Consider the following 22192-nt stretch of genomic DNA (forward strand, 5'->3'; position numbering starts at 1 on the left):
GAGGCGCGGACGTCGGTGGCGGCTGCGGCGAGCCAGGTGGCGATGCCCTGCAGGCCCACCGCGCCGGTGGCCGGCCCGACTCCCGCACCGGCAGCGCCGACGCCACCTGCGGATCCGGTGCTGGCTCCCGTACCCGCCGCAGCGCTGCCCACCCCCGCCGTGTCACCGCCGATGTCCGTCGTCGGCCCGACGCGCTCCACGGCCCCGACGGCGCCCCTCGCCGCATCCGGGCGGCCGGTGGACGCGGGGGGCGCGCTTCCTGGCCAACCCGTCGCGCCGACCGACCAGGATGTCGCTGGAGTCGACTGTGGAGCGAAACCTGGACCAGGGCTGGCCCGCCCGCTCGACCGGCAGGCGCACGTCGGTGTCGGGCAGCCCTGCGATCTCGTGCCACTTCTGGTCAGGACCCGAACTCTCTCTCCGATCCCCCGCCCAGGCTGAGCGGGTCGACCGACCCCGGTGGTTGGCGCGCGCAGCCCGTCCCACCGCTGGCCGGTCGACTAGTGCCCGCACCCGTCCGCAGTGACGGTGCCGCGGGCCGATGCCCACCTGTCTGTAGCGCACGACCGCCTGACCAACCCGTGGATGTTCCGGAGTCGGTGGGCCGTCGTGACGCGTACCTGAGATCGGAGAAAACGTGGTGATCCACGTTGTCGTCGCCGAGGACATGGATTTACTTCGCGGGGCGCTCTGCGCCGCGCTGTCGAGAGAGGAGGACATGAAGGTGGTCGCCGACGTGGAGTGTGTCGGCGAGCTGTTGACGGTGGTGCGGCGGTGCCGACCGCAGGTGGTGGTGCTGGCGTTGACACCGGAGCTGCCCGACCCGGTGGAGGTGGTCGCCCGGATTCACGTCGAGGCGCCGCACGCCGCCGTGCTGGCGATGAGCCCCCGGTGGAGTCCGGCCCTGGTGGAGGCGGCGCTGGCAGCCGGCGCGCGCGGCCTGGTCGGGAAGGACAGCTCCCTGGCCGAGTTGGTACGGGCGATCCGTGCGCTCGCGGCCGGGGAGCGGGCCATCGACCCGGCCGCGGCGGTGGCGGTGCTGAGCCCACCGGAGATGCCGTTGACGCCTCGGGAGATGGACGTGCTGCGGATGGCGGCGGAGGGCCTACCCCTGAAGGAGATCGCCGTCCGGCTTCACCTGGCACACGGGACGGTGCGTAATCACCTGTCGGTGATTCTGCGCAAGACCGGGGCTCGCAACCGGTTGGAGGCGGTGTCCCGCGCGCGACGCAACGGCTGGCTGTAGCCGTCGGAGGCGGGTCCGGTGGAGATGTCCGGGCCCGCCCCCGTCGCCGTGCGGACCCGCCGGATGCGTGTTTGAATGTTTACGTTAGGTGATCATCATCGGAGTGCGGGAAAGGTTCATCGTGATCCGTACCATGCTCGCCTTGGACGGTGCCCTGGTGCTGGGCGCGCTGTCGTTCGTCCTCGCCGCCGAGGAGGACATCCGCGTCGTGGCGGAGGTGGATCGCGGCGACGCGGTCTCCGCGGCTGTCCGCGCCCAACGCCCCGACGTGGTGGTGACCGACCTCGACTTCGTCGAGGGAGTCGATCCCGACCGCCTCGGCCGGTGTCCCGTCCTGGTGCTGGCCCACCCGCATCGGGCTCGGCGACTGCGCGGCATGTTCTGCCCGACCAGGGCGGTCGGCATCCTGCGCAGTGACGCCACCCCCCACCGGGTCATCGACGGGATCCGCCGGCTCGCCCGCCGGGAGCCCGTTCTCGACGCGGATCTCGTCGTCGCGGCGCTGCGCTCGGACGGCCCACTGACCAGCCGCGAGACGGAGGTGTTGCGGCTGACGGCCGCGGGGGCGCCGGTCGCGGAGGTGGCGGTGTCGCTCGGGCTCACCCGGGGCACCGTCCGCAACCATCTCGGGCGGATCGCCCGCAAGGTGGGCGCGCGTACCCGGGTGGAGGCCGTGCGGATGGCGGGCGAGGCGGGCTGGATCTGACCGGCCCCGTCGGCGCCCAGGCGCCGGGTTCAGCCCGGCCGCGCCGACGCCGCCTGCGGCGGCACCACCGAGCCGTCCCAGCAGCCGACGAGCATCCGGTAGGTGGCTGACCGGGCCACCAACTGTTCGTGCGTCCCCACCACGGGTTCGTCGCCGTCGAGGACCAGCACCCGACCGGCCCGCAGCGCGGAGCTGATCCGGTGTGCGATCACCACGAGGCTGCCGGACCGCCGGGCGAAGGCGGCCTCGACCCTCGCTTCCAGCGCCGGGTCCAGGTGACAGGTCGCCTCGTCGAGAACCACCAGCGGAGCGGGTGCCAGCCAGGCCCGGACCGCCGCGATGAGCTGCCGCTCGCCGGCGGAGAGCAGGGCCGGCGCGACCGGCCCACCCAGGCCACCCAGGCGGGTCGCCAGGGGACGCGCGCCGAGCGCGTCGATGGCCGCCTCCAGCGTGTGATCGTCGGCGTCCGGCCGCAGGTAGCGGAGGTTGTCGGCGAGGCTGCCGGTGAAGACGTACGCCTCCTGGGGCACCAGCACCCGCATCCGGGCGAGGACGGCCGGTTCGACAGCGGCGACCGGCGCGCCGGCCAGCTGGACCGTGCCTGCCTGCGGCGACACCAGACCGGCCAGCAGAGCCGCCAGTGTGGACTTGCCCGCGCCGCTCGGGCCCACCACGGCGAGGTGGTCCCGGTCGGCCAGTGTCAGCGAGAAGTTCCGCAGGACAGGTCGGGCCTGCGGGCCGTAGCCGAAGGTCAGTCCCCGGACCTCGACGGCCGGCGGGTGGCCGGCCGGACCGGTGGGTGGCCGGCCGCGGGGCGCCCGGGCGGCGGGGGTCGCCGGGCGCTGGTCGTCGGCGACCGGATAGGTGCGCAGGATGTTCTCCAGGGTGACCGCGTAGCGGAGTCCGCCGCCGCCGAGGCCCTGCACCAGGGTGTGCAGGGCGGGTTGCAGCCCGGTGGAGACGTAGATCAGCGCGCCCAGCACCGCGCCGGCGGTGAGGCCACGCTCGACCAGCCACGGGGCGGTCACCATCAGCACCAGCAGCGGCAGCCAGCCGCCGACGCCGAGGCTGAGGCTGCGGATCGCCGCCATCCGGGCGAGCATGCGTTCCGCGGCGGCCTGCGCCGACACCCCGCGCGCCACCTCGGCCGTCACGCGTGTCTGGGCGCCGCAGGCCAGCACGTCGCGGTGCCCGGCCAGCGCGGTCGCCGCCGACTGACCGAGCTGCTCACCAGCGCGGACGTAGGCGCGCTGGTGGGTGACCATCGCCGGCAGCGCGGCGAGGAACACGACCAGACCGGCGAGCAGCGGCGCGGCGGCCAGCGCCGCCGCCACCGGCGCCAGGGCGAGCAGGCCGAGCAGGGCCGCGCCGGCGGAGAAGAGGAAACCGCGGGTCACCATCAGCAGACCGGCGAAGGTGTCCCGGACGATCTCCATCTGGTGGGTCAGCCGGGTCACGGCGGCGCTGTCCGGGCGGCCCCCCGCCCGGGTGGCCTCGCGTAGCGCACCCCGGACCACCTGGGCGGCCACCTCGTCACGGAACGGCTCGACCACGGCGCCGAGGCTCCGGTACGTCCGCCCGGTGGCCGCCGCGCCGACCAGCACGGCCACAGCGAGGACCCCCAACCAGGCCAGCCCGTTGAGGAGACGTCCGGCCAGAAAACCCTCGTCGACGGCGCGGGCGACCAGATAGCCGGCGAGCAGCGCGGGCAGCGACTCGACAAGCGACCAGCCGCCGAGCGCGGCGAGTTCCCGCCGGCGGGCCCGCAGCGCCCGCCAGGTCACCCGGCGTACGCCGCTCACGACCCACCGCCGGCCGGCTGGAAGACAGCCCGGTAGTCCGGGTCGGCCCAGAGTCGCCGGTGCGGTGCCAGGCCGCGCAGCCGACCGCCGTCCAGCCAGGCGACGAGGTCGGCCGCCGCGGCCGCCGCGGTTCGGTGGGTGACCACCAGTCGGGTACGCCCCCCGGCCGGCCCGAGCACCGCCTCGGTGATCCGGTGTTCGGTGGCGGTGTCCAGGCTGGACGTCGCGTCGTCCAGGATGAGCAGCCGTTCGGCCGCGAACGCGCGGGCCAGGCCGAGGCGTTGGGTTTCGCCGCCGGAGAGCGGTGTGTCCACCAGCGGGGTGCGGTAGCCGCCGGGCAGACGGTCGATCACGTCGGCGACGGCCGCCATCCGGGCCGCCCGCAGCACCTCCGGCGTGGCCGGGCTCCGGTCGGCCGGCGGCGCCGCCGAGTCGACCGGCAACGCCAGGCCGATCGCGTCGTGGACGGTCGCGCCGATCAGCACCGGCCGGTCGAAGGCGTAGCCGACGGCTCGGCGCAGCGCCGCCGCGTCGAGGTCCCGCAGTGGCACACCGTCCAGGCGCACCTCGCCGGCGTCGGGGTCGTACAGCCGTCCCGCCACGGCCGCCAGGGTCGACTTGCCGGCACCGGACGCTCCGACGACGGCCACCGTGGCGCCGGCCGGCACGTCCAGGTCGATGCCGTCCAGGATGGGCCGGCCGTCGTCGGCGTGCACGCGCACCGCACGCAGTCGCAGCGCGCCGCCGCCGGGGGGAAGGGGCCGATCGCCTGCCGGCGTCACGGGCTGGGTCAGCAGCTCGGCGACCCGGTGTGCTCCCGCGCGGCTGCGGACCAGGTGGTTCAGGGAGGCGAGCACTCCGCCGAGGCCGGCGCCGATGGCCGCGTACCGGACCGCGGCGACCAGTTCACCCGGCGTGAGCCAGCCGGTGGTCAGGGCGTACCCGCCGACCGCGATGACGCTCAGGCTCAGCAGCGGCGCCACCGCCGAGGTGCGCGCGCTCGCCCGGGCCAGCAGGTCCCAGGCGCGCCGGCCGTGCACGTCCAGCTCCGGCAGGGCCGCCAGCACCCGGTCCTCCTCGCGACGGGTGGTGCCGGCGGCGGCGATGGTCCGGGCACCGGTCAGCGACTCCAGCAGCCGACCGGCGATGGTGCCGAGCACCCGTTGGTACCCGGCGGTCGCGGCCGAGGCGTCGGCCACGAAGGCGCGCATGAGGACGGCGAGCAGGCCGAGCCCGGCGAGCAGGGTGAGACCGAGGACCGGTTCCATGAGGGCGAGCGCGACGACGCTGCCGAGCGGCGGCAGCACCGCCACCGTGGCCAGGACCACGGCGTTGCCGGCCTGGCCCGCGTCGGCGGCCTGGCCGACCAATCGGCCGACGAGATCACCCACCGGGTGCCGGCGGGTGGCGCGGACGTCCAACGCGAACAGGTGACGCAGGAGGCGCCGGCGCAGCCCGGCGGTGGCGCGCGCCGCACCGAAGCCACTGGCCAGGTCCGTGAGGGTGTCGACGCAGATGAGGACGACGACCAGGGCGCACGCGGACACCGCCCACCAGCCGGAGCCGCCGGCGAGGGCGGCGTCGACGGCGCGGCCGAGGGCCGCGGGTAGCAACAGTTCGGCGGCCGCGCCGAGCAGCGCGACCGCCGCGAGTGCGGCGGTCCAGCCACCGCCCGCCAGGACCGTCCGCCGCAGCAGCCTGTCCCCTGTGGCGAACGTCGGCATCGGTCCTCCCGTTGGTACGCGGTTGCCCTGGGTGGGCACGTCTACCCACCCAGGGCCCCACGTGTGCGTGGATCAGTTGCAGGTCGTGACGGAGAGCGAGCTGTCGCCGCAGAGCAGCAGGCTCGCCCGGCTACCGCCACCGGTGCGGTCGGCCGGAGCCATCTCCAGGCCCTGGAGGTCCAGAAGTGCCATGTCGTTCACCTCCCTTCCATCCGTTCGCTGATCACGTCGCCCTCGCTGTCGCGAGGGAGTCTCTGCGCGCCCGGCAGGGGCGCGAGGAAGGGCAGCGCCGGCGGCTGGTCGTGCTCCGCGCTGGCCAGCGCGTACAGCACGCCGGCGGTGCCGGTGCCGAAGTCCATGGAGAGCCGCAGCAACTGCTCACCGGGGAATGCGGTCCCCTCCCGGTACGGCAGCGCGTGCCAGCTCAGCCGATCCAACTGGGCGCCGAGTTCACGGCGGTCGGCGTCGTCGGTCGAGGCGGCGAGGTAGGCGATGATGCCGGCCCGTCCGGCGAAGAGCCCGGACTGTGCGTAGAACGGTGAGCGGGCCGCGCGGCGGACCCCCGCGCTCGCCTCGGCGAACCGGTCGTCGGCCCGGTGGCGCAGGTACTGGTCGAGGACCAGCCCGATACCGACGCTGCCGTGCGCCAGGTAGGGCATGGTGCGCCAGCCCTCGTTGACCTCCAGGGCACCGTCCGGGCGCAGCACACACCGGCGCAGATCCTGACGTAGCGCCGTGGCGGCGTGCTCCAACAACTCGTCGTCGCCGCTGAGCTCGTAGAGGCGCACCAGCATCAGCGCCGCTCCGGTGCGGCCACGCAGCAGCCCGGCGTACGGGTTGCGTCCGCCGCTGACGTCCGGGCCCGGGTCGTCGGCCAGCTGCCCGATCACCTGCTCGGCGGCTCGCCACGCGGCGTCGCGCAACGACGCCTCGCCGGTACGCGCCGCCAACTCGGCCAGGTTGAGCGCGATCCCGGACAGTCCGCTCGCCAGGCTGTGGTCGAGCCCGTCCAGGGGTTCCCGCAGGCAGATGTCGAGAACGTCCAGCGCGTCCTGCCGGCGGCCGAGGTGAACGAGTGCGTAGGCGACCCCGTGCAACCCGTCATAGAAGCCACAGCGGGTGCCGGACGGGGGCGCTGTCGCCCGCCGCACCAGCCAGTCTTCGTGCTCGGGCCACCGTCCGGCGCCGCTCTTGTCGAGCGCGTACAGCACTCCCGCCGCCCCGTGGGCGAGGTTGAGGCCGCCGCTGCGGAACTGCTCGATGTCACCGGGGAAAAGCCTGTCATTGCGCTCGGGAGTGGCGCTGGCCAGGATCGCCGTGGTCAGCTGGTCCCGGATGGTGCGCCAGTCGTCATCCGCGTCGGGAGCCCGGCGCGGGTCCGCGGTCACCCGCGAATCACCGGTGATCTCCTCGACCGCCGGATCGAGGAAGGACCTCGGCACCGGGAAGTTCGCGGCGATGATGTCGGCCAGGTGGGTGACCTTCGCCGGGGCGAGCCGGACCAGTTGGGTCAGGGGCAGGAACAGCGCCAACCGCAGGCACGCCAGGGCGTACCGGTCGACCGCCGGCCCGGTCCGGTCCCTCGGCGCCGCGAAGCCCTGGTTGCGCAGCCCCGGCCGGCGGTGCCCGGCGATCGGGGCAGCCACCTCGAAGTCGACCAGGGCGACCCGGTCATCCGGCCGGATCATGATGTTGAACAGGTGCAGGTCCCCGTAGACCAGGCCGCGCTCGTGGATCGCGGCAACGACGGATTCGACCTGTTGGTAGACATGGCGGGCCCATCGGGCGTACGCCGCCCGGTCGCCGTCCGTGGCGTCGGCGTCGATCAGCGGGTACCGGTCGACCAGCACCTTGTTCAGAGGTCGACCCTCGATGAACTCGAGGGCGAGGAACCGGTGCTCACCGAGGGTGAACTCGTCGTGCACCCGAGGCACCTGCGGCAGGTCGGCGAGTTGCCGCAGGGCTTCCGCCTCCCGGGCCAGCCGGACGACGGCGTCGGTGCCGTCGGCGTCCAGGCCAGCGTGCGGTCGGGCCTCCTTCAGCACCACCTCGGTGTCGGTACGCAGGTCCCTGCCCACGTACAGCCCGCCGCCGTTGGAAAAGTGGATCACCCGCTCGATCCGGTACGGCACCTCGTTGGTGCTGGTGTCATTGCGGGCGGCCAGGTGCGGGCCGAGGAAGTCGGGCAGGGTGACCCAGGACGGCACGTGAAAGACGGGCTCGCGGCGGTCCGGCACCAGCGTGCCGGAGTCGTCCTCGATCGCCGGCACCACCTGGCCGTCGGCTGAGTGGCAGTAGCGGGCGGCGAAGCCGCCGTAGCGCACGTAGACCGGGCCGGTGCCGTAGCGGAGATCGCTGAGGATGTACGGCCCGGGCTCGCCGCTGAGCAGTTCGTCGAGTTCCTTGCAGGCCAGCTCCAGCTCCGCGTCGTCACGGGGGTAGACCGTGATGAACTTGCCGCTGGCGGCGCGGGCGGCGTACTTGGAGTTGCGCAGCAGCAGCGTGCGCGGCCCGCGCAGGAACTTGAAGGACAGGCCGCGGGGGACGCAGTAGTTCCAGACCGCGTCCAGCACGCGCTCCGCGTTCGCCAGGCCCGCCGAAACGTGGATCTTCCAGCCCTGCTGCGGCAGTGAGCCACCGTCCGGCGCGTAGATCAGCCAGTCGTCGAGCGGCTCGCGACGCCAGCCGGCCGGCACCGGTCGTTCGGCGGCCGGGAAGACGGGCTGCGCGACGGCGCTGCCGAGCGAGTCGTAGAACAGCCGGTCCGCGGCGCAGTAGCTGTCGTAGCGTTCGTCCACCGTCTCGCCGCCTCTCGAACTCGGCCGGCTGTGTTCCGGCGTTGAATCGAGTCTCATCGACAGGACGTAGCGAGCCCCAGTGCACTTAGTCACGACGTTCGATGCATGGCGCACAGGTGCCCATGACATAAGTCAGGTCGCGCCGGCGGAGCGGTACCGCCGTCCGGACCCTGGTGGCCGTCGGCAGGCGAAGGCCATCCTGGCTGACGGACAAAGCTCGTGTCAGTTGCCGGTGCCGTAGACGCCGGCGCCCATCGGCTCGTCGACTTCCAGGTCCGCTGCCGCCGCGACCCGGGCGATCATCATGTACTGCCCGATCACCATCAGGAGTTCGACCACCTCGCGCGGGGAGAGCAGCCCTGTCACTGCGGTGGTGGCTTCGTCGGACGGGCGGACGTCGCGGACGACTTCGGTCGTGAAACGCAGGACTGTCCGCTGGTCCGGCGAGAAACAGGCGGCGTCGATCTCGTCGCGTCCAAGCGCGTGGATCATCTCGTCCGTGGCGCCGACGGACTGGGCGATCGGCGCGTGCTGAACCCACTCGTATCTGACGTCGCTGAGCCGGGCAACTCGCAGGATCGCGATTTCGCGGAGCAGCGGGTCGAGGGCCAGATCCTTGAGCAGCGTGCCTCCCCAGCGCATCCAGGCTGGAAACGCCGTCTCGGCGTTGGCCATGACGCGGAAGAAATTCAGCGGGCGGGCGGCCTGTAGCGCCTCGCGGACCGGCGCTGGGGCGTCGGCAGGGTTCACGTACGGCAAACGACTCATCTTTTTCCTCTTACAAGCGGCGAATCGGGCGCAACGGACCATATCCGATCTCAGTAGCGCTCGCCGCGGATCCGTTCGGGAGGCCGACGGCAGGGCGGCGATGAGCACCGGTCTGCGACGACAGTGCGGGTGACCGGGCCGGAGTCACGCTGATGCTCGTCGATGTTGCCAGAGCCGGTCCAGACGTGTTGGAATGGCTCATATCGCCGCAGCGCGGGGGCAACCGCGCTGGGAACGGCCAGCACGGGAGCATCGCAGCGCCAGCAGCGCGTCGCCTCAAGCGGCCACTCGCCTGCCGGATCGCCGGGCCATCTCCACGACGACGGGCGCCCTGCCGGGCAGGCATCCTCGCCCGCCGCGGGGGTCCCCCGGGCACGTGTCCCCGACGGCCGACGCGCCAGCGACGTCTGACCCACCGAGGTCGTCCGATTCGATCTGCCAGCGTCGCAGAACCGGTAACGAGGTGAGAAGCAGTAATGGATTCTGGAGAGAATTCCGCGCGGTGGTACCGAAACCGCTTCGTGTGGGTGGCGGTGATCCTACTGGTGGTGGCGGCCGGCACGGTCGTCCTGGTCAACAGGCCCGGCCCGGAGGCAAAGCAGGCGGACCTGCAGACGCAGATCACGGCCCGGATGCGCACCACGCTCGAACAGGCCGACCCGGGGCAGCACAACCACGCCGGACATGGTGTCCAGCAGGCGGCCGCCCAGGAGAAGCCGGCAGTGATCTGCGGGGTCCGCGTCTACGGTTACGAGCCGACCGAGGTCACCGCGCTCGCCGACGTGCGGACGGTCTACGGCTTCCACCTCTGCGGCGTCGCCGAGAAGCAGCGCCCCTGGGACGTGGCGGTCAAACTGGCCGGCCCGGTGATCATGGACATGTCCACCGACCCTCCGGGCATCCAGGTGGTCGAGGCGACCGCCGACGTCATGTTCATCGACCGGCTGCGGCAGATGTTCCCGCCCAAGTACGCCGAGCCGGCGACCAAGGAGGCGCTGACCGAGTCGGAGATGGCCGACCTGCGCCGCCGGTACGACGCCGCAGCCGACCTCTGAGCATGCTGGGCGGACGCCGGCGTGGTCGCTGTCCACACCCACCCGAACCCCGGATCCGACGTCGCAGCTTCGGACACTCCCGGTCAGCTCGATCCACATCCGACTATAGATAGATGAGCATTGATATTTAACGCTGTAGATGTAACAGTTGGTTTGGGAGCGTTCCCATGCTGATCTCTCAGTACCGAAGAGCGGAGGATGAACAGTGCGTTCACACAAGCCCGATCAATCCGGCGGACGATCCCGGTCAACGGTCCGTCGGTCTCTCCAGGTGCTCGTCCTGCTGTTCACCATGGTGATCGGCACGTTGCCCTTCACCGGGGCAGCCCAGGCGCACGGCACCATCATCAACCCGATGAGTCGCGCCTACCAGTGCTGGAAGACCTGGGGCAACCAGCACATGAACCCGGCCATGCAGCAACAGGACCCGATGTGTTGGCGGGCGTTCCAGGCGAACCCCGACACCATGTGGAACTGGATGAGCCAGCTGCGCGACGGCCTCGGCGGCCAGTACCAGGCTCGCACCCCGGACGGGCAGCTGTGCAGCAACGCCCTGTCCCGGAACGACAGCGTGAACCAGCCCGGGGCGTGGAAGACGACCACCGTCAGCCGCAACCTCACGGTCCAGCTGTACGACCAGGCCAGCCACGGTGCTGACTACTTCCAGGTCTACGTCACCAAGCAGGGGTTCAACCCAGCCACCCAGAAGCTCGGGTGGGGCAACCTCGACCTGATCACGACGACCGGGCGCTACGCACCGACGCAGAACATCTCGTTCAACGTCTCGCTCCCGGCACGCAGCGGAAACCACATCCTGTTCGTGATCTGGAGGGCGTCACACCTGGACCAGACCTACATGTGGTGCAGCGACATCAACGTCACCTGATCGGCAGGACCGACAACCGCAGCACCACTCCGGCCCAGGGCGTTGGCGCCCTGGGCCGGAGTGTCCCTCCGACGAGACCGGGCAACCGCTGGTGACAGTGATGGTCGCCCTCAGCCGAGGCGGAAGCTCGCGAGGGCCAGTCGCCGGAAGGGCTCGGTCTCGTCCCACTGGCTGTCCTGCGCGATCCAGGACAGGGTGTACGCGCGAATCTTGCTCTCGTTGACCAGCAGCCGGCGGGCGTGCAGCCGCGCACCGTCGGCCTGGTCGCAGGTGTACTCCCACTCCGCGGCGCCACCCGGCCGGATGACCGGCCCGATGCTGATCTTCTGTTGACGTCCTCCCCGCCATGAATGGCGGGGATTCCGGCCTGCTACGCACGTGAGGGCGTGAGCTTCCGGTGGGTTACCGCTTCGCCGCGCGGCGCCGGGGACAACTGGGTCGTCACCACGTGGTAGGTCAGGATCTTCTTCAGCATGGCGTCGTCGGCCAGGACCTTGTCCAGGTCGGCCTTCGGAATCTTGGCGAACGCGTCGTTGGTCGGCGCGAACACCGTCACGCCCTGCGAGCCGTTGAGCGGGTCCACCAGGTTGGCCTTCTTCACCGCCGTCACCAGCGTCGACAACAGCGGATTGCCGGACGCGGCGCTGGCCACCGGCACCTTCGCCATCGCCTCGAAACTCCCCGGATTGGACGGGTCGGTCGGCACCGCCGCGCACCCCGAGCCGAACTGACCCGACATCATCATCGACGGCGAGGCCGAGGACATGGGCGCACTGGCCGACATGCCCGGCGCGGCGCTCGCGCCGCTGGCGTTGTCCTCGCTGTCGGTACCGCCGCAGGCGGACAGGGCCAGCACAGCGATCACACCGACCGTGGCAAACAGGCGCCGTTTCATACGAACTCCTCAGATCCTTGTCCTCAACTGCTGCTGTCATGAGGCATTCGAGGCCGACCCGCAGACGGATGGGTACAAGGTCTGAAACTTCTGCTGCCGCCAGAGACGAGTCCCCGGCACCGGGGTCTACCCCTGCGGAGGAGCATCGCCCGCAGTGGCGGCGCGCAGCTCCTTGAGCACGTACGTGGCGGCCTTCTCGACGACCTGAATGCCGTCCTCCTGGCTCACGTGATGATCGGAGAGCACGGCGATCAGCCAGTCATGACGGGCCTCGACGATGCGTCCGATGCTGTTGACCAACCAACGGCCGCCGTCGACATCGACGGTGTCCCAGCCGTTCTTGACGTAGACGGAACGATTGCCCGGCTCCCGCGCGGCGGTGACTCCCCATCGTTGCTCGGGGATCACCTTCTTCATCAGCCCCATGATGAAGGCGCGGGCCTGCGGGGTCAGCGGTCCCTCCGGCGACGTCAACGCGGTCAGCAGGCGGAGCTGGTCGGCAGCCGTGGTCGTGGTGAGTCCCCAGTGCGTGTTGGATCTGGTCTCCCGCAGACCGAACGCGCGATTCGCGGCGGTGAGGCCGCGCGAGCCGTCGATCCGTTGCCACAGGGCCACCGCCGCATCGTTGTCACTGGAGACGATCATGGCCTCGGCCAGCCGGCGGGTATCCGAACCCAGGGCCTTGCCCGGTGGATTCTGGCGCAGCAGAAGAGCTGCCAGGATGTTGACCTTGACGATGCTGGCGGTCTCGAACCGTTTGGCGCCGACCGTCACCGCGGCCGTTCCCTGTCGGTCCAGTGCCGCGACCGCCACATGGCCGTCGTACCGGTCCACGTAGGCCTCAATGCGCGTCCTCGCCTGGTCGATCCGGTCGACGGCCGGCGTCGTGGGGATCGGACTGGCCGGGGAAGAACCACGCGGCGGTCCGGCTCCGTCGCCGTCGTGACCGCGCGTGGCGCCGAAGGCGGCCGTCGCGACACCGGCGAGAGACATGGCAGCCGCGGAAACGACCCAGCGGCGCGGCAACTGCCGACCTTTTCGCTCAGCCAAGGCGAGCCACCGCCCTCGCCGCGACCGAGTCCACAGCGGCCCGGCTGCCCGGATCGGGCAGGCGGACCGTCGAAACCGTGTCGCCCCGTCTCAGCATCACGACGTACGTGACGGTGCTCGGGGTGTCGGCATGCGCGATGCGACCTCGAATGAGCATGCCGGCGCCCTCCAGATAGTGCGGATCGACGACGTCGAACGAGACCTGCGATCCGAGGGCCACGTAGCTCGCGCACCGCAGCAGCACCCGACGGACGTCATCGACATTCCGCTCGGCCCATCCAGGTTCGTACGTCTCCACGACGTGGTGAGCCGGCGACGAACCGTCCGACATCCGGTAGTAGCGCTGCACGGCAGTGCGCCGATGCGACGTGGCCGGGTAGTCACTGCTCTGATAGTTGGGGCAGCTGTCCTGCTCCCACGGCCAGGGCGGCTGACCGGTTCGAGCGTCGTCCTCATGCCAGTTCGAACCCAGATCGCCCGCCCGGAGCAGCATGCTGGAATCGCCCCGCTCCGTGTTCACGGTAGGCCGCTCACCGGAGCCGTCGCCGGACTCCCCCCGCTGACACCCCGCGGCCATCACCACCAACGCCGACAGGACCACCGGCACGACAGTGACCGAACCTCGGCCTCTGCCGCGGATCCGGCCTCGGCACGTCGTGCTGCTCGATACGAACACCATGGACCTCCCCAGAACACAGATGTCTGCCACCACAGGTCACGCGTCAGGCGACGATGCGTGGTGGCACGTTTCGTCGTCGCCGCGTCACCGGCGCCACGGTTGACGGCCGGTGGCCCGACGCCACCGGAATCCGCCGCACCGCGGCCGCGGACGAGACCGGTCAATGGCGTTCCTCGGCGAACAGTTCGGACCGGGTCTCGCCGAGCAACTCGCGCAGGCGGCTGAGGGAGCGAAGGCTCTGGCTCTTGACGACGGCGGTGGAGACGCCCACCACCTCGGCTGTTGTCTCCACGCTCAGGTCGTCCCAGTAGCGCAGGACGATGATCGCCCGATCCCGCAACGGCAAGGTGGCGACCGCGTCCAGCAGCGTCATGCGCAGCTCGGCCGGATGCTCCTCGCTCCGCTCCGGCGGCGTCGACATCGCCAACTCGCGGCTGGAACGACGCCGCTGCTGGTCGATCATGCAGCGCAGCAGTATCTTCCGGGCGTACGCGTGCGGGTCGTCGGCGCGGCGGACCCGCCTCCAGTTGGCGTACACCTTGGCCAGCGTCGTCTGGGTGAGGTCCTGGGCGAGATGCCAGTCGCGGCACATCAGGAACGCGGCGTCGCGCAGGCGGCCAGCGGCCGCGTGCGCGAAGTCTACGAAGTCCTCGTCAGCCATTCGACCCGGCCAGCGTCGGGAACCTCTTGGCACCGGTGTCGACGAACTCGGCCGGCAGTTTTGTCCCCCAGGTCGGGTTGGCGGCGACCTCGGTCGCCTCCTCCACGGAGAGGACGGGCCGCGCCGGCGAGGTCCCCTTGCCCTCCCAGGTCAAACAGGTGCCGATCATCAGATCGATCTGTAGGCCACCGCGGTGGTGCACCGTGACCGTCTTGTTCCGCACGCAGTTGTCGGGCACTTCGGTCAGCTCGACCGTTCCTGGGACCGGGTCGCCGCCGAGGTTGTCCTGGTAGATGGAGAGCCGCACCATGCCCGGTCCATCGCCTCGATCCAGGTAGAGCTGGACATACGGCATGCCGGGGCCCGCCCCGCCACTCTCCAGGCTCGCGTAACCGCTGGTCGCGCCCTTGGGTAGCAGCCGGGTCAGCAGTTCCAGGGCGGCCTGCGGTGTGGTGGTCAGCAGCTCACCGTCCGGCCCCGCCCCGATCCTCACGGTGTCGATCACCGTGGTCGAGGGAGTCGGCGGCACTAACCGAGCAGGGTTTTCTCGCTGCTCCTCGTCGGCGCCCTTCGCGAGCGCGCCCGGCGCGCCGTCAGGGGACGGGGACGAGGTGGAGGTGTCGACCGACCCACCCGACGAACCGAACCCCAGAGCGCCGGGCTGACCGTCCTCATCCGCTCCGAAGTCGGGCGGCCCGGCGGCCAGGCCGATCACGAGCAGCATCGCCAACGCCGATCCGCCGGCGCCGAACTGGGCCAGGCGGCGCTGGCGGCGCAGTCGGCGGCCCTGCACCACCGACTGCTGGACCAGGTCGCCCAGCGGCGGGGCGGGGTGTTGGGCCAGATCGTGCCTGAACCGGTCACGGACGTCGCCCATGTCCCTTGTTCCTCCTCGGCCGACCGCCCGCAGTGGCGATCCATCACTGACCCTGACGGGTTGGACAGGCCATTTGGTTACCGCCCGCCGGGGGCGAATTTTCAGCCATCTCCGCCGGCTGACGCCGCGCTTTCAGCGCGTACGCGCCCACCTCCGAAGAGTCACGGTCCTTCGCCACAAGCGCTGGTGCGAAAAGGACGAATAAGCCGTAGTGCGAGCACCGGCAAGGCCCTTCCTCCGTTACGCCGAACGACAACAGTCGGTAAAGGCACAACCCGTAAGGCTTCCTAGGAGGTTAGGCCGTCGACTGTCGTCGTCCCCGGTGGCGGTGCGCTCCGGCCGCGCTGGCGGAACGGGCCGAACCTGCCCACCACCATCTCCGCCGTAGAGCGCTTTGCGCCTCGGACGCGGGCGTTGAACCTTCGGACGTCCGCAGGGCACAGAGAGCAGCGACGCCTTCACCGCCTCCGCTCGACTCGAACCGCGCTGCCCAGATCCGTAACAGGCCCGAAACTACCGGTTGAAAGGCCTGGAATTTTCTGCCAACCTAGGAGCCATCGACAAGTGTGAACGTTAACAAGATCCTTAGCCCCCCGGAGGCTCCTCACGCGACCATCAGGCCCACCCACCCGCCAGGCGACCACGTCCCGCACCTGGCGAGCTCAACGCCCGCAACCACTTCCCGGCGGGCGGCCAGGCACCCCCATCCAACCCGCTACCTGCTGGTCAGGCAGCCCGAGATGATTCCGCCTCCGGCGGACGCCGGACGTGAGCCCTAGACCGGTCGGGCGGACTCAACGTCATGGCTCCCGCCAGCCGAGCAGGGTCTCGACTCGAACCGCGATGGAGATTTTCCTACCCCACCACTGGAGGATCAGCATGCTTCCCCGCCCCCGTCCCATCGGGCGTGCCCGACTACGGGCACTCACTCTTTCCGGAACGGCCGCGATAGTTGCGGTCCTGGTCGCGTCACTGCTGCCCAACCTCGCCCAGGCCGCCGAAACGACCCTCGGTGCCGCCGCCGCCCAGTCCGGCCGGTACTTCGGTGCCGCCGTCGCCGCGAACAAGCTCGGCGACAGCGCCTACACGACGATCCTGAACCGGGAGTTCAACGCAGTCACTCCCGAGAACGAAATGAAGATCGACGCGACCGAGCCGCAGCAGAACAACTTCACCTTCAGCAACGCGGACCGGATCGTGAACCACGCCACCTCCCGGGGCTGGAAGGTCCGCGGCCACACCTTGGCCTGGCACTCCCAGCAACCGGGCTGGATGCAGAGCATGGAGGGCACCGCGCTGCGCAACGCGATGCTCAACCACGTCAACCGGGTGGCCAGCAACTACCGGGGCAAGATCTACTCGTGGGACGTGGTGAACGAGGCATTCGAGGACGGCAACAGCGGCGCCCGTCGTAACTCGAACCTTCAGCGCACCGGCAACGACTGGATCGAGGCGGCGTTCCGCGCCGCCGACACGGCGGACCCGGACGCGAAGCTCTGCTACAACGACTACAACACCGACAACTGGACCTGGGCCAAGACCCAGGCCGTGTACAACATGGTGCGCGACTTCAAGCAGCGCGGGGTCCCGATCGACTGCGTCGGGTTCCAGTCGCACTTCAACGCCAATTCGCCGTACAACAGCAACTACCGCACGACGCTGTCCAGCTTCGCCGCCCTCGGGGTGGACGTGCAGATCACCGAACTGGACATTGAGGGCTCCGGTACGACGCAGGCCAACACCTACCGCAGCGTGGTCAACGACTGCCTCGCCGTGGCCCGCTGCAACGGCCTCACCGTGTGGGGCGTGCGGGACTGTGACTCGTGGCGCTCCAGCGGCACTCCGCTGCTCTTCGACTGCAACGGCACCAAGAAGGCCGCCTACACGTCCACCCTGGAGGCGCTGAACAGCGCCGGCCCCGGGCCCACCCCGACGCCCACCACGCCGACCCCCACCCCGACCCCCACCCCGACCGTCCCACCCGGCTCCGCCAGCGAGATCATCGGCGCGCAGTCCAACCGATGCGTCGACGTACCCAACGCCTCCACCACCAACGGCACCCGGGTCCAGCTCTACGACTGCAACAAGCAGACCAACCAGGCCTGGACCTACACCTCAGGCAAACAACTACAGGTGTACGGCACCATGTGCCTCGACGCGGCAGGCACCGGCAACGGCGCGGCAGTCCAGATCTACAGCTGCCACAGCCAAACCAACCAACAATGGAACATCAACTCCAACGGCACCATCAGCAACGTGCAATCCGGACGATGCCTGGACGCCTGGAGCACCGCCAACGGCGCCCAGATCCAGCTCTACGACTGCCACGGACAAACCAACCAGCAATTCCGGCTCGCCTCCCTCGGCGGTCCCACCCAGACGCCGACGCCGACGCCCACCACGCCTACGCCGACGCCGACCGGTGGAAGCTGTGACCTGCCCTCCTCGTACCGCTGGTCGTCGACGGGCGCGCTGGCGCAGCCGAGGTCGGGGTGGGTGTCGCTGAAGGACTTCACGCACGCGCCGTACAACGGCCAGCAGTTGGTCTACGCGACAACGCACGACACGGGTACGACCTGGGGCTCGATGAACTTCGGTCTGTTCTCGAACTTCAACCAGATGGGGTCGGCGTCGCAGAATCAGATGCCGTTCGCGGCGGTGGCACCGTCGCTGTTCTACTTCGCGCCGCGCAACGTCTGGGTGTTGGCCTATCAGTGGGGTGGGCCGGCCTTCTCGTACCGCACGTCGACCGACCCGACCAACGTGAACAGTTGGTCCTCGGCGCAGACGTTGTTCACCGGAAGCATCTCCAACTCCAGCACCGGCCCGATCGACCAGGCGCTCATCGGGGACGACCAGAACATGTACCTGTTCTTCGCCGGGGACAACGGCAGGATCTACCGGGCCAGCATGCCGATCGGGAACTTCCCCGGCAGCTTCGGCAGCAACTACACGACGATCATGACCGACTCGACGAACAACCTGTTCGAGGCCGTTCAGGTCTACAAGCTCCAGGGCCTGAACAAGTACCTCATGATCGTCGAGGCGATCGGCGCGAACGGCCGCTACTTCCGCTCGTTCACGGCCACCAGCCTGGGTGGCACCTGGACGCCACAGGCCACGTCCGAGAGCAACCCGTTCGCCGGCAAGGCCAACAGCGGCGCCACCTGGACCAACGACATCAGCCACGGTGAGCTGATCCGCAGCAACGCCGATCAGACCATGACTGTTGACGCCTGCAACCTGCAGCTGCTCTACCAGGGTCGTTCCCCCAGCTCCGGCGGCGACTACGGCCTGCTGCCGTACCGGCCGGGCCTGCTGACGCTGCAACGCTGACCATCCGACACCGCGGGGCGGGCAGGCCCGGCACCCCTACCGAGCCCGCCCGCCCCCGCACCCACCCACCACCAGGAGGTAACGACAGTGCGAGGACACACGTCCCACCCCCCGCCCTCGGCGAACATCAAGGCTGACCGAGGGTCCCCCGGCCTCCGGGGACGGCTGTTCAAGCTCGCCGCAGCCGGTGTCGCAGCCGCGGTCGGCGTGCTCACCATGACGATGATGACCGGGTCGGCGTCGGCCGCCGACAACCCGTACCAGCGGGGTCCGGACCCCACCCGGACCAGCGTCACCGCCGTGAACGGGCCGTTCGCCAACACGTCGGTCAGCGTCCCGACCGGGTACGGCTTCAACGGCGGCAGGATCTACTACCCGACCGACACCAGCCAGGGCACCTTCGGGGCCATTGCGATCTCACCGGGTTACACGGCGTTGTTCTCCGCCGAACTGGCCTGGATGGGACCGTGGCTGGCCTCCCACGGCTTCGTCGTGATCGGCATCGAGACCAACAGCCGTAACGACTTCGACACGGCCCGGGGCACCCAGTTGCTCGCCGCGCTGGACTACCTGACACAGCAGAGCCCGGTACGCGACCGGGTCGACCCCAACCGACTGGCGGTCGCCGGTCACTCGATGGGCGGCGGCGGCGCACTGAGCGCGGCCATCCGGCGCCCGTCGCTGAAGGCGGTGGTGGGCATCGCGCCGTACTCGCCGTCATCGAACCTGGCCAACGACCGGGTGCCCACGATGATCTTCGCTGGGCAGGCGGACACGGTGGTCACCCCTTCCTACGCCACCAGCCTGTACAACAGCATCCCGGCCACCACCGAGAGCGTCTATCTGGAGGTCGCCGGCGCGGATCACGGGTTCATGGTCGGACGGTCGAACCCGGTGATGGTCCGGACGATGCTGCCGTTCGTCAAGATGTTCATCGACAACGACGCCCGGTACAGCCAGTTCCTCTGCCCGCTGCTGGACTCCAGCGGCGTGGTCACCTACCGCAGCACCTGCCCCTTGCTGCCCTCGACACCGACCACCCCGACCCCCACACCCACCAACACGCCGACCCCCACGCCGACCCCCACCCCGACCGTCCCACCCGGCTCCGCCAGCGAGATCGTCGGCGCGCAGTCCAACCGGTGCATCGACGTACCCAACGCCTCAACCACCAACGGCACCCGGGTCCAGCTCTACGACTGCAACAAGCAGACCAACCAGGCCTGGACCTACACCTCAGGCAAACAACTACAGGTGTACGGCACCATGTGCCTCGACGCGGCAGGCACCGGCAACGGCGCGGCAGTCCAGATCTACAGCTGCCACAGCCAAACCAACCAACAATGGAACATCAACTCCAACGGCACCATCAGCAACGTGCAATCCGGACGATGCCTGGACGCCTGGAGCACCGCCAACGGCGCCCAGATCCAGCTCTACGACTGCCACGGACAAACCAACCAACAATTCCGGCTCGCGCGCCTCGCCTGACGATCGGGCGGGCTCGGCGTGTCGCCGGGCCCGCCCAGTTCGTACGGGCGAATGCGCTCCTCGGTACGTCGCAGGCCGCAACGCACCCGGTTCAGCTTCTGGACGTGCAGCTGGGAGACTCGCGCGGTGAGCTCAGCTGTTCCCCGTACCGTCAAGGCGGTCGACACGTCGGAGTTGATCCGCCTCGACGCCGAAGCGATCGAGTGCCGGCTGAACCGCAATCACGGTGCCGGCTGGCTGGCGGAGTTCGCTGATCCCGGGGCGACGCACTATCTGTGGCCGGTGCTGGTGCACCGGACCGGGCACCGGCCTGAGTTTTCGCCGCACTGGCGATGCATGCTGTTGTTGACCATGCGTGACGGCCAGCAGGTCTTCTCCCTGCTGGATGTCCTGCCCACTTCGTTCGAGGACCTGCCTGAAGGGTTGGACCCGGCCACGAAGACCGAGGTCGCCCGCCGGCTGGAGGGTGGAGGCCTGCTGACGCAGGCGCAGTGGGCTGAGTTCAACCCCTGACCTCACGTACTCCGGATGGCGGTGACCTGCCGATCGGCAGAAACTCGCCCGACGATCTAGGCGACAGCGGGCGACTCGGCAGCCGAGGACGGCGACGCCGAGCCCGTCGACCTCGACTGGGATCGGGCCGGAGACGCGCCGGCAGAGCCTGCTCGCCTTGATGCACACCGCCCGGCTGCACGGCCGGGTCGTCGCTGGCTCCCGGAATCTGTAAACAACCCTTGATATTAAGCTTCACGACCGTCAATATGTGGAGGTCACGGGTCACCGAAGCCTGGGGAGTGAGCCATGAGAAGCCGTCGAATTTTCGCAGTGGTGGCCGGAGCGGCGATGACCGTCACGGCTGCGGTCGCCTTCGTCCCCAGCAGCATGGCCGCCGTGTCCTCGGCCACCGCCGTGCCCATGGTCGCCTGCACCGCCCCGGCCTGGGCCGAGGGCACCACCTACCAGGCGGGCGCCCAGGTCACCTATGGCGGCCGGCTCTACCAGGCACTTGTCACCCACACCGCACACCCCGGCGCCGGCTGGAACCCCGCCGCGACCCCGTCGCTCTGGCGTGACCTGGGCGCGTGTTCGGGATCCACGCCACCACCCACCACGCCACCACCGACGACCCCGCCGCCCACCACGCCACCACCGACCACCCCTCCCCCCACCACGCCGCCGCCAACCGGCGGGACCTGCGCGGTGAAGTCGCGGCCCACCGGCAAGGTGTTGCAGGGCTACTGGGAGAACTGGGACGGCGCCTCCAACGGCGTACACCCTGGCCTCGGCTGGATCCCGATCACCGACAGCCGGCTCAACCAGCACGGCTACAACGTGATCAACGCGGCGTTCCCGGTGATCCGCTCGGACGGCACGGTCCTCTGGGAGAACGGCATGGACGCCGGCGTGAAGGTGGCCACCCCGGCCGAGATGTGCCAGGCCAAAGCGGCCGGTGCCACCATCCTGATGTCGATCGGCGGGGCCGCCGCGGGCATCGACCTGAGCTCCAGCGCGGTCGCCGACCGGTTCATCGCGACGATCGTGCCGATCCTGACGGCGTACCACTTCGACGGCATCGACATCGACATCGAGACCGGCCTGACCGGTAGCGGCAACATCAACACCCTCTCCACGTCGCAGGCCAACCTGATCCGGATCATCGACGGCGTGCTGGCCCGGATGCCGTCGAACTTCGGCCTGACCATGGCGCCGGAGACGGCCTACGTCACCGGCGGCAGCGTGGTCTACGGCTCGATCTGGGGCTCCTACCTGCCGATCATCAAGAAGTACGTGGACAACGGCCGGCTCTGGTGGCTGAACATGCAGTACTACAACGGCAGCATGTACGGCTGCGCCGGCGACTCGTACCCGGCGGGCACCGTGCAGGGCTTCACCGTGCAGACGCAGTGCCTCAACAACGGCCTGACCATTCAGGGCACCACCATCCGCGTTCCCTACGACAAGCAGGTCCCGGGCCTACCCGCGCAGAACGGTGCCGGCGGAGGCTACCTGTCGACGTCGCTGGTCACGCAGGCCTGGAACTCCGTACCCGGCCTCAAGGGCCTGATGACCTGGTCGGCGAACTGGGACGGGTCGAAGGGCTGGACCTTCGGCGACAACGTGAAGCGCCTACAGGGCCGCTGACGGGTGACAGCGCCGGGCCTACCGTCAGCGTGGGCGCGGCGCTTCACTGGTGGCCGGTGACGGAGGGGCGGCGGGC

Annotated in this window: 18 protein-coding genes and 1 pseudogene; 8 read left to right on the forward strand and 11 right to left on the reverse strand. The window is 70.1% G+C overall.

Annotated elements, in window-relative coordinates:
* A pseudogene (locus ABZU52_RS22315) lies at nt 1-200 on the reverse strand (hypothetical protein); the annotation flags it as partial.
* Between the two features lie 437 nt (nt 201-637).
* Between ABZU52_RS22315 and ABZU52_RS22320 the strand changes: the two are divergent.
* A complete protein-coding gene (locus ABZU52_RS22320; protein ID WP_354972922.1) occupies nt 638-1246 on the forward strand; it encodes a response regulator transcription factor in 609 nt (202 codons plus the stop codon).
* A gap of 121 nt (nt 1247-1367) precedes the next feature.
* Nucleotides 1368-1952, forward strand: a complete 585-nt coding sequence (locus ABZU52_RS22325) for a response regulator transcription factor (RefSeq protein ID WP_354972923.1) — start codon at nt 1368-1370, stop codon at nt 1950-1952.
* 29 nt (nt 1953-1981) lie between these two features.
* Here ABZU52_RS22325 and ABZU52_RS22330 read toward each other — a convergent pair whose 3' ends face one another.
* The 5 genes from ABZU52_RS22330 to ABZU52_RS22350 form a co-directional block, all read right to left on the reverse strand.
* The gene (locus tag ABZU52_RS22330) at nt 1982-3754 is read right to left on the reverse strand and encodes an ABC transporter ATP-binding protein (RefSeq protein WP_354972924.1); all 1773 of its coding nucleotides are present in this window, start codon (nt 3752-3754) and stop codon (nt 1982-1984) included.
* Nucleotides 3751-5478, reverse strand: a complete 1728-nt coding sequence (locus ABZU52_RS22335) for an ABC transporter ATP-binding protein (protein WP_354972925.1) — start codon at nt 5476-5478, stop codon at nt 3751-3753. Before ABZU52_RS22335 ends, ABZU52_RS22330 begins: the two co-directional genes overlap by 4 nt.
* A gap of 72 nt (nt 5479-5550) precedes the next feature.
* Nucleotides 5551-5670: a SapB/AmfS family lanthipeptide gene (locus ABZU52_RS22340; RefSeq protein WP_013734295.1), complete on the reverse strand. Its 120-nt coding sequence runs from the start codon at nt 5668-5670 to the stop codon at nt 5551-5553.
* A gap of 5 nt (nt 5671-5675) precedes the next feature.
* Complete coding sequence (lanKC, locus tag ABZU52_RS22345; protein WP_354972926.1) at nt 5676-8276, reverse strand: class III lanthionine synthetase LanKC; 2601 nt, start codon at nt 8274-8276, stop codon at nt 5676-5678.
* A 222-nt stretch (nt 8277-8498) separates the two neighbouring features.
* Entirely contained in the window at nt 8499-9026 is a 528-nt protein-coding gene (locus tag ABZU52_RS22350) for a carboxymuconolactone decarboxylase family protein (protein ID WP_354972927.1), read from the reverse strand.
* 494 nt (nt 9027-9520) lie between these two features.
* On the opposite strand from ABZU52_RS22350, the gene ABZU52_RS22355 reads away from it, so the two are divergent.
* Both ABZU52_RS22355 and ABZU52_RS22360 read left to right on the forward strand, forming a co-directional pair.
* Nucleotides 9521-10099, forward strand: a complete 579-nt coding sequence (locus tag ABZU52_RS22355) for a hypothetical protein (RefSeq protein WP_354972928.1) — start codon at nt 9521-9523, stop codon at nt 10097-10099.
* 271 nt (nt 10100-10370) lie between these two features.
* Nucleotides 10371-10985 (forward strand): lytic polysaccharide monooxygenase, encoded by a 615-nt coding sequence (locus ABZU52_RS22360; RefSeq protein ID WP_354972929.1) that lies wholly within the window; start codon nt 10371-10373, stop codon nt 10983-10985.
* A 370-nt stretch (nt 10986-11355) separates the two neighbouring features.
* On the opposite strand, the gene ABZU52_RS22365 is transcribed toward ABZU52_RS22360, so the two are convergent.
* The 5 genes from ABZU52_RS22365 to ABZU52_RS22385 all read right to left on the reverse strand — a co-directional run bounded on the left by ABZU52_RS22365 (nt 11356) and on the right by ABZU52_RS22385 (nt 15147).
* A complete protein-coding gene (locus ABZU52_RS22365) occupies nt 11356-11880 on the reverse strand; it encodes a fasciclin domain-containing protein (protein WP_354972930.1) in 525 nt (174 codons plus the stop codon).
* A gap of 126 nt (nt 11881-12006) precedes the next feature.
* Nucleotides 12007-12930 carry a serine hydrolase gene (locus tag ABZU52_RS22370; RefSeq protein WP_354972931.1) on the reverse strand — a complete coding sequence of 308 codons (924 nt, stop codon included), beginning with the start codon at nt 12928-12930 and terminating at the stop codon, nt 12007-12009.
* Nucleotides 12923-13537, reverse strand: a complete 615-nt coding sequence (locus ABZU52_RS22375; RefSeq protein WP_354972932.1) for a hypothetical protein — start codon at nt 13535-13537, stop codon at nt 12923-12925. Before ABZU52_RS22375 ends, ABZU52_RS22370 begins: the two co-directional genes overlap by 8 nt.
* Nucleotides 13538-13769: 232 nt before the next feature.
* The gene (locus tag ABZU52_RS22380) at nt 13770-14270 is read right to left on the reverse strand and encodes a SigE family RNA polymerase sigma factor (RefSeq protein WP_354972933.1); all 501 of its coding nucleotides are present in this window, start codon (nt 14268-14270) and stop codon (nt 13770-13772) included.
* The gene (locus ABZU52_RS22385) at nt 14263-15147 is read right to left on the reverse strand and encodes a hypothetical protein (RefSeq protein ID WP_354972934.1); all 885 of its coding nucleotides are present in this window, start codon (nt 15145-15147) and stop codon (nt 14263-14265) included. Before ABZU52_RS22385 ends, ABZU52_RS22380 begins: the two co-directional genes overlap by 8 nt.
* A gap of 879 nt (nt 15148-16026) precedes the next feature.
* Here ABZU52_RS22385 and ABZU52_RS22390 point away from each other — a divergent pair.
* The 4 genes from ABZU52_RS22390 to ABZU52_RS22405 all read left to right on the forward strand — a co-directional run bounded on the left by ABZU52_RS22390 (nt 16027) and on the right by ABZU52_RS22405 (nt 22116).
* The gene (locus tag ABZU52_RS22390; RefSeq protein WP_354972935.1) at nt 16027-18483 is read left to right on the forward strand and encodes a non-reducing end alpha-L-arabinofuranosidase family hydrolase; all 2457 of its coding nucleotides are present in this window, start codon (nt 16027-16029) and stop codon (nt 18481-18483) included.
* Between the two features lie 225 nt (nt 18484-18708).
* Entirely contained in the window at nt 18709-19974 is a 1266-nt protein-coding gene (locus tag ABZU52_RS22395) for a ricin-type beta-trefoil lectin domain protein (RefSeq protein WP_354972936.1), read from the forward strand.
* Nucleotides 19975-20100: 126 nt separating this feature from the next.
* The gene (locus tag ABZU52_RS22400) at nt 20101-20487 is read left to right on the forward strand and encodes a hypothetical protein (RefSeq protein WP_354972937.1); all 387 of its coding nucleotides are present in this window, start codon (nt 20101-20103) and stop codon (nt 20485-20487) included.
* Between the two features lie 288 nt (nt 20488-20775).
* Nucleotides 20776-22116, forward strand: a complete 1341-nt coding sequence (locus ABZU52_RS22405) for a glycosyl hydrolase family 18 protein (protein WP_354972938.1) — start codon at nt 20776-20778, stop codon at nt 22114-22116.
* Nucleotides 22117-22192 lie beyond the last annotated feature (76 nt).

The sequence above is a fragment of the Micromonospora sp. NPDC005220 genome (assembly GCF_040607895.1).
Lineage (GTDB): Bacteria > Actinomycetota > Actinomycetes > Mycobacteriales > Micromonosporaceae > Micromonospora.